Origin of the sequence: Candidatus Methylomirabilis sp., from assembly GCA_036000645.1 — a bacterium.
GTDB lineage: Bacteria > Methylomirabilota > Methylomirabilia > Methylomirabilales > JACPAU01 > JACPAU01.
In genome coordinates, this window is sequence record DASYVA010000167.1 from 1 (window position 1) to 7,386 (window position 7,386).

The following is a 7,386-nucleotide window of genomic DNA, read 5'->3' on the forward strand; positions in this document are numbered from 1 at the left end:
GTGAGGATCCCAGATCCGGGAGCACGGGGTCTCGCATTGGCAGGGGCGGGATCGAGAGGTATAGTCATGGGCATCCGCTGCGAGAACGGTGCCGCCTTGGTGTGCATCCGGCGCACTCCTTCCAGGGAGGAAACGGCATGAAGGCGAAACCCGGCGGCGAGAAATGCTTCATCGAAGTGGCGGAGGACGGACCGTATCTCGTCAGCAATTTGCCCAGGCTCCAGAACTCCCGGGGCGAAGCCATTCCGACGAAGCCCGTGACGGCGCTCTGTCGGTGCGGCGGATCCGCAAAGAAGCCGTTCTGCGACGGCACCCATGCCCGGATCGGGTTCTCCGGGCGACGACTGGCCGATCGGCCCGCGAGCAGGCGGGTGGACTATCGGGGCAAGAGGATCACCATCCACGACAACCGGGCGGTCTGTTCCCACGCGGGATACTGTACCGACACCCTCGCCTCCGTCTTCAGGATGGAGGCGGATCCGTGGATCGATCCCGATGGCGCCGAGGTCGAGAAGGCCATTGAGACCATCAGGCGATGCCCATCGGGGGCCCTGAGCTACTCGATCGAGGGCGTCGAGTACACAGGGCCGGACCGGGGACCGGCGATCGCGGTCTCCAAGGACGGTCCCTATCTCGTGACGGGAGGCCCCGCCCTGGAGGATGCGGACTCCCGGCCCGAATCGGCGGAGCACTACACGCTGTGCCGCTGCGGCGGCTCGCGGAACAAGCCGTTCTGCGACGGGACCCATTGGGAGATCAATTTCCAGGATGAGAACAACTAATGCAAACGACCGAATGAACGTGACACGGTCCGGGTCCTGTCGCCGGCGCCGCCCCGGCCCCCGGCCCCCCTGGGGAACCCTCCCGTGGTTCCCCCCATCGGCCAAGAGCCGATGGGCCCCCCCTCCGCACCGGGGGCCTTCGGGCGGCATCCGGCGCCACCCGGACCGTCTGTCACACGATGTATGTCGTTGGTATTAGACAGTGCGGACCCTCCTCGCCCGTTGCGCCTGCCCCCCGAGGCCGGTATGCTAGGAGCGTCTGAGCCTGCGGTGGAGAGGCCCCCCATGCCAACCCAGCCTTCCAAGGTCCTGGAGACCTTCCCGAATCCCAACCCGGAGCGGGACTACGAGATCGCCTTCGAGTGCCCGGAGTTTACCTGCCTCTGCCCGCGGACCGGCCAGCCCGACTTCGCCACCATTCGGATCCGCTATGTCCCGGATGCCCGCTGCGTGGAGCTGAAGTCCCTGAAGCTCTACCTCTGGGCCTACCGGAACGAGGGGGCCTACCACGAGGGCGTCACGAATCAGATTCTCGATGACCTGGTCAAGGCCTGCGAGCCCCGGCGAATGACCGTGGTGGGGGACTTCACCGTCCGCGGGGGAATCCACACGGTGGTGACCGCCTCCTACAGCGGGCCGGAGGAAGCGAGGGCCTGATGGAGTCCGTCCTGCAGGCGATCGCGGCCGACCGGGAGGCTGCCCTCGAGGAGCTGAAGGCCTTCCTCCGGATCCCGAGCGTGAGCGGGGACCCAGCCCGCCGGGCGGAAGTCCGGCAGGCCGCCACCTGGGTGGCGGAGCGTCTGCGGGGGTTGGGCTGCCGGGTGGAGGTCATGGAGACCCCCGGGCACCCGATCGTGTACGGCGAGTGGACGGGAGCGCCGGGCCGGCCGACGCTCCTCACCTACGGCCACTACGACGTGCAGCCCGAAGACCCGGTGGAGGGGTGGACGAGCCCGCCCTTCGAGCCGACCGTCCGGGATGGGGCCATCTATGCCCGGGGCGCGGCCGATGACAAGGGTCAGGTCTTCATCCACCTGAAGGCGGCCGAAGCCTGGCTCCACGCCGAACGCCGCCTCCCCGTCAACCTGAAGTTCCTGATCGAGGGGGAGGAGGAGGTGGGGAGCCCCAATCTGGAACCCTTCGTCGCGGCCGAGGTGGGCCGCCTGAAGGCGGACGCCGTCGTCATTTCCGACACGGCCATGCTCGCAAGGGGAGTGCCGGGACTCTGCGTCGGGCTGCGGGGGATCGTCTACTGCCAGGTGGACCTCCGGGGGCCGGCCACCGACCTGCACTCCGGCATCTTCGGCGGGAGCGTGGCCAACCCGGCCACGATCCTCTGCCGCCTGCTGGCGGGCCTCACCGACGAGCGCGGGCGCGTGACGATCCCCGGCTTCTACGACGATGTCCGGCCCCTCACCCCCGCCGAGCGGGAGGCCTTCGCCAGACTCCCCTTCGACGAGGCGGCCTACCGGGAGGCGCTGGGGGTGCCGGCGCTGGACGGCGAGGATGGGTTCACGACCCTGGAGCGGCGGTGGGTGAGGCCCACCTTCGAGGTGAACGGGCTTCACGCCGGCTTCACCGGCGTCGGCTCCAAGACCGTCCTGCCGGCAAAGGCCATGGCCAAGGTGAGCATGCGCCTCGTGCCGGACCAGGACCCGGAGAAGATCGTCGAGGCCTTCGAGGCCACCCTGAAGCGCCTCTGCCCGCGGTCGGTCACCCTCACCGTCACCCGGATGCACGGGTCCCGGCCCTGGCTCATGCCGACCGACCACCCGGCGGTCCAGGCGGCGGCCCGCGCGCTCACGCGGGGGTTCGGGCGCGAGCCGGTCTTCATCCGGGAGGGGGGATCCATCCCGATCGTGACCACGCTCACCGAGCGACTGGGCGCCCCCATCCTCCTCCTGGGCTTCGGCCTTCCGGACGAGAACGCCCATGCCCCGGATGAGCGGCTGGACCTGGACAACTTCTCCCGGGGCATTCAGACGGTTGCCTACCTGTACCGGGAGCTCACCTGACGCGGGGAGGCCGGGATGGCGGAGACGGCGGGGCGGGACGCGCTGCCCCTCCGCTATCAGGTCGTCTTCTCCACCCCGCCCACCCACTCCCCCTGGCGGCCCGGAGCCTGCCGCCGGGCTGCCGGCGAAGCCCTCCTGCTGAGCCTCCCCGAGCCGCTTCCCTCCGGGACCGTTCTCCATGTGGAGGTCTACTGGCCGGCCGGCCGGGCGGTCGTGGAGCTGACCGGGGAGGTCCTGGCGGCGGAGCCGGCAGGGGTGGGAGCCGCCGCCGCGGCGATCGCCCACCGGCTCGCGGTCCTCACCATCACGGAGGAGGGCTGGCGCCTCCTCCGGGAGGCCCTCAGCGGACCTTCAGGAGGGGGGAGGCCAGCCGGAGCGCCCGCGGGATGACGCTGAGGCCGGCCGTCTCGCCGACCGTCTCCAGGAGGAAGATGACGTCGGGGTCGGCGAAGGAGACCCCCGGGGTCCCGCCGCCTGCCCGGATGGTCTCCGCCACGAACGTCCCCAGTGCCCGCTCCATGTCCTGAGTGTTCACCCGCCCCTTGAAGCCGCGCCGGTCCAGGCGGACGAAGAAGCGGGGGCCGGGGTGCCGGGTGACCGCCTCCCGCAGCGCGGCCTGCACGTCCTGGAGGAAGGTCTCCGCCGTCACCGGGAAGGTGCGTTCCACCGGTACGACGCGGGTGATGAGTCTGCCCGGGACCTCGCCCCGGCCGGCGCTCTCCTGCATGGCCTGGAGAAACGCGAGCGGGTCCGCCACCCGCCCCACCAGCACATTCCGGTAGCCGGTGAAGCGGAAGCGGCCGAAGGCTCGGAGCGCCCGAACCGCCTCCCGGCCGCAGCCGTCGGCCGCGGTGAGCAGGATATTCCAGTCCATGGGATCCCCCGCTGCCCCTATAGCAGAGGCCCAGGGAAAAATCCACGGCGACTTGCCCGTTGCCGGCTTGGGTATGGCACGGTAGACTCCCGCGGGGCCGCCTGGGGGAGGGACAGCGTGCGGGCGGAAATCGTCATCGTCGGCGCGGGGGTCGTGGGGCTGAGCACCGCCTACCAGTTGGCCCGCGCGGGCCTGCGCGACATTCTGGTCCTGGAGCGGGAGACGGTCGGGAGCGGCTCCAGCGGGAAGAGCCTGGGGGGCTTCCGGGTGGACTTCTCTTCCGAGGTCAACGTCCGCTTCTCCCTGGAGAGCCTGAAGGCCCTCGAGGGGTTCGCCGACGAGTTTGGCGTGGACCCGGACCTCCGGCGGATCGGGTATCTCCTGCTGACCACGAGCGAGGCGCTGGCCGCCCGCTTTCGGGAGAACGCCTCCCGCCTCGCCCGCTTCGGCGTGGAGGTGGAGGTGCTTTCCCCGAGCGAGATCGGGGCCCGCTGGCCCTACCTCTGCACCGCGGACCTGGCGGGCGGGACCTTCTGCGCACGGGACGGGACCGTCGGGGTGAGCGAGCTCACCCAGGGCTATGCGGCGGGGGCCCGGCGCCAGGGCGTCACGATCCGGGAGGGGGAGGAAGTGGTGGGGATCGAGGTGGGGGCCGGGCGGGTCACGGGTGTCCGGACCAGGACGGACCGGGTGGCGACCCCGCGGGTCCTGTGCGCCGCAGGGGCCTGGTCATCCCGGATCGGGGAGATGGTGGGCATCCCGATCCCGGTGACACCGGTCCGGCGCCAGGTCTTCGTCACGGGTCCCTGCCCGGCGATCCAGGGGACGGTCCCGCAGGTGGTGGAGGTGGGCAAGGGATGGGTCTTCCGGCGGGAGGGGGCCGGGTTCTTGATCTACGGGCCGCAGGACCCCGCCCCGGAGGGGGTGGCCAGCCTCGACTGGGGCTCCGTGGGGTGGGCCGTTGCCGCCGCCGCCCACCGGGTGCCCCCCCTCGCGGACGCGGAGGTGGTGGGAGGCTGGGCCGGCCTCTACGACATCTCCCCGGACAACCACGCTATTCTGGGCCCGGTCCCGAGCCTGGAGGGGTTCTACGTGGCCACGGGCTTCTCCGGCCACGGGATCATGCACAGCCCGGCGACGGGGAAGGTCATGGCCGAGGTGATCCTCACGGGGCGTGCGACGACCCTCGACATCACCCCCCTCACGATCGAGCGGTTCGGGCGGGGCGCGCTCCTCGAGGAGCCGATGACGGCGCACCGGCAGGAAGGCGGTGCGGGGCCCGTTTGAGGGGAGTTGGTCCCGCGATGGGATCCGCCGGGGTGTGGTGGGCGTTGGTTCCTGTGGGACGCGGGTCCGATGGATCGGGTCCGTGGGTGCCGCGGCGCCAGACGGGGAGCGGGGGTTACGTCCGTTCCGGAACGGTGATTGGGGAGGGAACGGAGGGCTGGCGGCGGCGGAAGGCGGAGAGGAGCACCAGGATCCCCACGTATGTCGCGACTATGAGCCACACGACGATGAAGATCGCGAGGAAGACTGTCCGGAGCATTGGCCACCTCCTGGTGCGTTGCCCGGAACGGGCTGCGAGGAACGTGCCAGAGGCCATCCTGTGGGAAACCTTGGACCGGAGGGGGCGGGGAGTGCACCGGGACGGGGCATTTAGCCTCAGGGTGCGGCCCGGGAGAGACACTTCGCCGGAGGAGGGAGCCTGATGGCCCCCGCGATCGGCGTCCGGGAGCGGCCCCCCAGGTTCGTGGTGGCCCTCCCCGCCAACGTGACGGTGGTGGACCACGCTGTGCCCGGGACGCGGCGGGTCCTGACGGCGGTGACCGCGAACGTGAGCGATGGCGGCATGGCCCTCGACCTTCCGGAGGCGCTCCCCCCCTGGACCCCCGTCGAGATCCAGGTGGAGATGGGACAGGGGGTCATGGGACTCGAGGCCGTCGTGCTCTGGCACGAGGACCCTTCCCTCCGGCGCGGGGGCTCCGGCATCCGCCATGGCCTCGTGGTCTCGGAGGTCCCCCCCGGCGCGCGACAGGGCTGGGATGAACTCCTCCGGGGGCTCGGACACGTGAGGCCCTCGACGCGCCACCGGACCCGATTCCCGCTCGACGCGCGGGCGGTCTGCGAGGTCCAGGGCAGGAAGGGCGCACCGCTGGAGGGCCGGACCGAGAACATCAGCCGGGGGGGATTGGGGCTGCTTCTCCCGGAGCGCTTGCCGGCGGGGACCGGTATGGAGGTGGAGGTCCCGACGCGGGGGGAGCTCCTCCGCATGGCCGGCCTGGTGATCTGGTCTTCCCCCCTGCCGACGGGGACGGGGAGGCCTACCTTCCGGCACGGGGTGGAGCGGGAAGCCGGGGACTGGCCCCACGAGTTCGTCCTGGAGCTCTACCTTCGGGAGGAGCAGTGGCGGCGGGGGCCGGGCTAGCTGGAGGCGGTCCGGCGGCGGGCGTGCTCAGCCTCCAGGAGCTGCCGGAGGGCCTCCACGTCCTCGGGAGATCGGGGGCCCTCCTCCGACAGCCGCCGGAGGGCCTCGGAGGGGTCGGCCGAGGCGGCATCCAGGAGGTGGGCGACCTTGCCGAAGAGGCGGCGGACCTTCTTGTCCATGGCCCGCCTCACCAGGGGGCGGGCGAGCTTGGCGAGCGTCCCCACGATCGGGGTGTCGATCCTGACAAAGCCCTCCAGGCGGGTCTCGAGAGGAGCGGCCGCTCCGTTCGACCGGTACTCCAGCACGAGGACCATTCGGCCGGCGATCGTGGGAAGGAGGGGCTTGTCGTAGGTCCCCTGAGCGAAGTAGACGCGCCGGCCCTCTCCCTGCTCCACCAGGACGAAGTACCCCTTCGCCCCCTTGCCGTCCTCCCCTCGGTACCCGTTCTCCCCGTCCGGTGAGACCATGTACCCCGCGGCCCCTACCGCCCGGGCAAGGGCGGCGGTGATGTCAGGACGGGCGAGGAGGAATTCGTAGAGGGGGAGGGTGGAGTTCACGCGCAGGCCGGTGACGGTGTGGGCGAGGAGGGGACGCTCGCGGACCTCGCGGACCTGGTTCTCGATGGGGAGGAGGCCGGAGGGAGCCCCCCCTGCTGCGAGGGGGGCCAGGAGCACCGCGAGGAGGAGGACCGCACCGCGGCCTGCGGCCGTGAGGCGAGGCGAACTGTCCCGCTGGCGAGCCATAGATGCCTCCGGGGCAGGGAGCATAGCAAAGCCCGGGCCAGTGCCGCAAGGCTGCGCTCCAGCCGGGGTTGTCATTTCCGGGCCGTCGGGTGACGGGTACGCACGGCGACGCGGAGAGGCGTCAGCGAGGCTATCGGACCACACCGGACAGGAGGAAGCCGAGCGTGGGCCAGGTCCTGAATATCGCGCACCGGGGCGCCTCGGCCGACGCTCCCGAGAACACCCTGCCGGCGTTCGAGGCCGCGCTGGCCGCGGGGGCGGATGCGCTCGAGCTCGACGTGCACCTGGCCGCCGATGGCGCCATCGTGGTCATCCACGACATCACCCTCGCGCGGACCACGAGCGGCCGGGGCTTCGTGGGGAGGCACACGCTCGCCGACCTCAAGCGCCTGGACGCGGGGTCCTGGTTCGGTGCCCGCTTCGCCGGGACCGCCATCCCGACCCTGGAAGAGGTGGTGACGCTCGCGCGTGGGCGCGCCCGCCTCTTCGTGGAGCTCAAGGCCGGGAGCGACTTCTACCCCGGCATCGAGGGGGCCGTGGTCCGCCG

The 7,386-nt window shown here is 71.4% G+C and carries 10 protein-coding genes; 7 read left to right on the forward strand and 3 right to left on the reverse strand.

The genetic code is table 11. The annotated features are described in order from the left end of the window. The first annotated feature begins 137 nt into the window (after positions 1-137). The 4 genes from VGT06_09600 to VGT06_09615 all read left to right on the forward strand — a co-directional run bounded on the left by VGT06_09600 (position 138) and on the right by VGT06_09615 (position 3,187). Positions 138-782, forward strand: a complete 645-nt coding sequence (locus VGT06_09600) for a CDGSH iron-sulfur domain-containing protein (GenBank protein HEV8663375.1) — start codon at positions 138-140, stop codon at positions 780-782. A gap of 285 nt (positions 783-1,067) precedes the next feature. After that, positions 1,068-1,439, forward strand: a complete 372-nt coding sequence (gene queF / locus VGT06_09605; GenBank protein ID HEV8663376.1) for a preQ(1) synthase — start codon at positions 1,068-1,070, stop codon at positions 1,437-1,439. Further along, a complete protein-coding gene (locus VGT06_09610) occupies positions 1,439-2,797 on the forward strand; it encodes a dipeptidase (protein HEV8663377.1) in 1,359 nt (452 codons plus the stop codon). Before queF ends, VGT06_09610 begins: the two co-directional genes overlap by 1 nt. 15 nt (positions 2,798-2,812) lie before the next feature. Continuing rightward, a complete protein-coding gene (locus VGT06_09615) occupies positions 2,813-3,187 on the forward strand; it encodes a hypothetical protein (GenBank protein HEV8663378.1) in 375 nt (124 codons plus the stop codon). Here VGT06_09615 and VGT06_09620 read toward each other — a convergent pair. Next, a complete protein-coding gene (locus VGT06_09620) occupies positions 3,138-3,671 on the reverse strand; it encodes a THUMP domain-containing protein (GenBank protein HEV8663379.1) in 534 nt (177 codons plus the stop codon). The two genes, VGT06_09615 and VGT06_09620, sit on opposite strands and share 50 nt — an antisense overlap. 117 nt (positions 3,672-3,788) lie before the next feature. On the opposite strand from VGT06_09620, the gene VGT06_09625 reads away from it, so the two are divergent. Continuing rightward, entirely contained in the window at positions 3,789-4,958 is a 1,170-nt protein-coding gene (locus VGT06_09625; GenBank protein ID HEV8663380.1) for an FAD-binding oxidoreductase, read from the forward strand. Between the two features lie 115 nt (positions 4,959-5,073). Here VGT06_09625 and VGT06_09630 read toward each other — a convergent pair whose 3' ends face one another. Then, complete coding sequence (locus tag VGT06_09630; protein ID HEV8663381.1) at positions 5,074-5,217, reverse strand: hypothetical protein; 144 nt, start codon at positions 5,215-5,217, stop codon at positions 5,074-5,076. A gap of 162 nt (positions 5,218-5,379) precedes the next feature. On the opposite strand from VGT06_09630, the gene VGT06_09635 reads away from it, so the two are divergent. Then, positions 5,380-6,096: a PilZ domain-containing protein gene (locus tag VGT06_09635; protein HEV8663382.1), complete on the forward strand. Its 717-nt coding sequence runs from the start codon at positions 5,380-5,382 to the stop codon at positions 6,094-6,096. Here the strand turns inward: VGT06_09635 and VGT06_09640 are convergent. Then, positions 6,093-6,839, reverse strand: coding sequence for a hypothetical protein (locus VGT06_09640; GenBank protein ID HEV8663383.1), 747 nt, complete (start codon positions 6,837-6,839; stop codon positions 6,093-6,095). The genes VGT06_09635 and VGT06_09640 overlap by 4 nt on opposite strands. A 164-nt stretch (positions 6,840-7,003) precedes the next feature. On the opposite strand from VGT06_09640, the gene VGT06_09645 reads away from it, so the two are divergent. Beyond that, a partial coding sequence (locus tag VGT06_09645) for a glycerophosphodiester phosphodiesterase family protein (GenBank protein HEV8663384.1) occupies positions 7,004-7,386 on the forward strand: 383 nt, incomplete at its 3' end.

Bases quoted from the DNA above. Each gene is read 5' to 3' on its own strand.
- VGT06_09610 (HEV8663377.1), top strand. From the start codon at position 1,439: ATGGAGTCCGTCCTGCAGGCGATCGCGGCCGACCGGGAGGCTGCCCTC.
- VGT06_09600 (HEV8663375.1), top strand. From the start codon at position 138: ATGAAGGCGAAACCCGGCGGCGAGAAATGCTTCATCGAAGTGGCGGAG.
- VGT06_09630 (HEV8663381.1), bottom strand. From the start codon at position 5,217: ATGCTCCGGACAGTCTTCCTCGCGATCTTCATCGTCGTGTGGCTCATA.
- queF (HEV8663376.1), top strand. From the start codon at position 1,068: ATGCCAACCCAGCCTTCCAAGGTCCTGGAGACCTTCCCGAATCCCAAC.
- VGT06_09615 (HEV8663378.1), top strand. From the start codon at position 2,813: ATGGCGGAGACGGCGGGGCGGGACGCGCTGCCCCTCCGCTATCAGGTC.
- VGT06_09640 (HEV8663383.1), bottom strand. From the start codon at position 6,839: ATGGCTCGCCAGCGGGACAGTTCGCCTCGCCTCACGGCCGCAGGCCGC.
- VGT06_09635 (HEV8663382.1), top strand. From the start codon at position 5,380: ATGGCCCCCGCGATCGGCGTCCGGGAGCGGCCCCCCAGGTTCGTGGTG.
- VGT06_09620 (HEV8663379.1), bottom strand. From the start codon at position 3,671: ATGGACTGGAATATCCTGCTCACCGCGGCCGACGGCTGCGGCCGGGAG.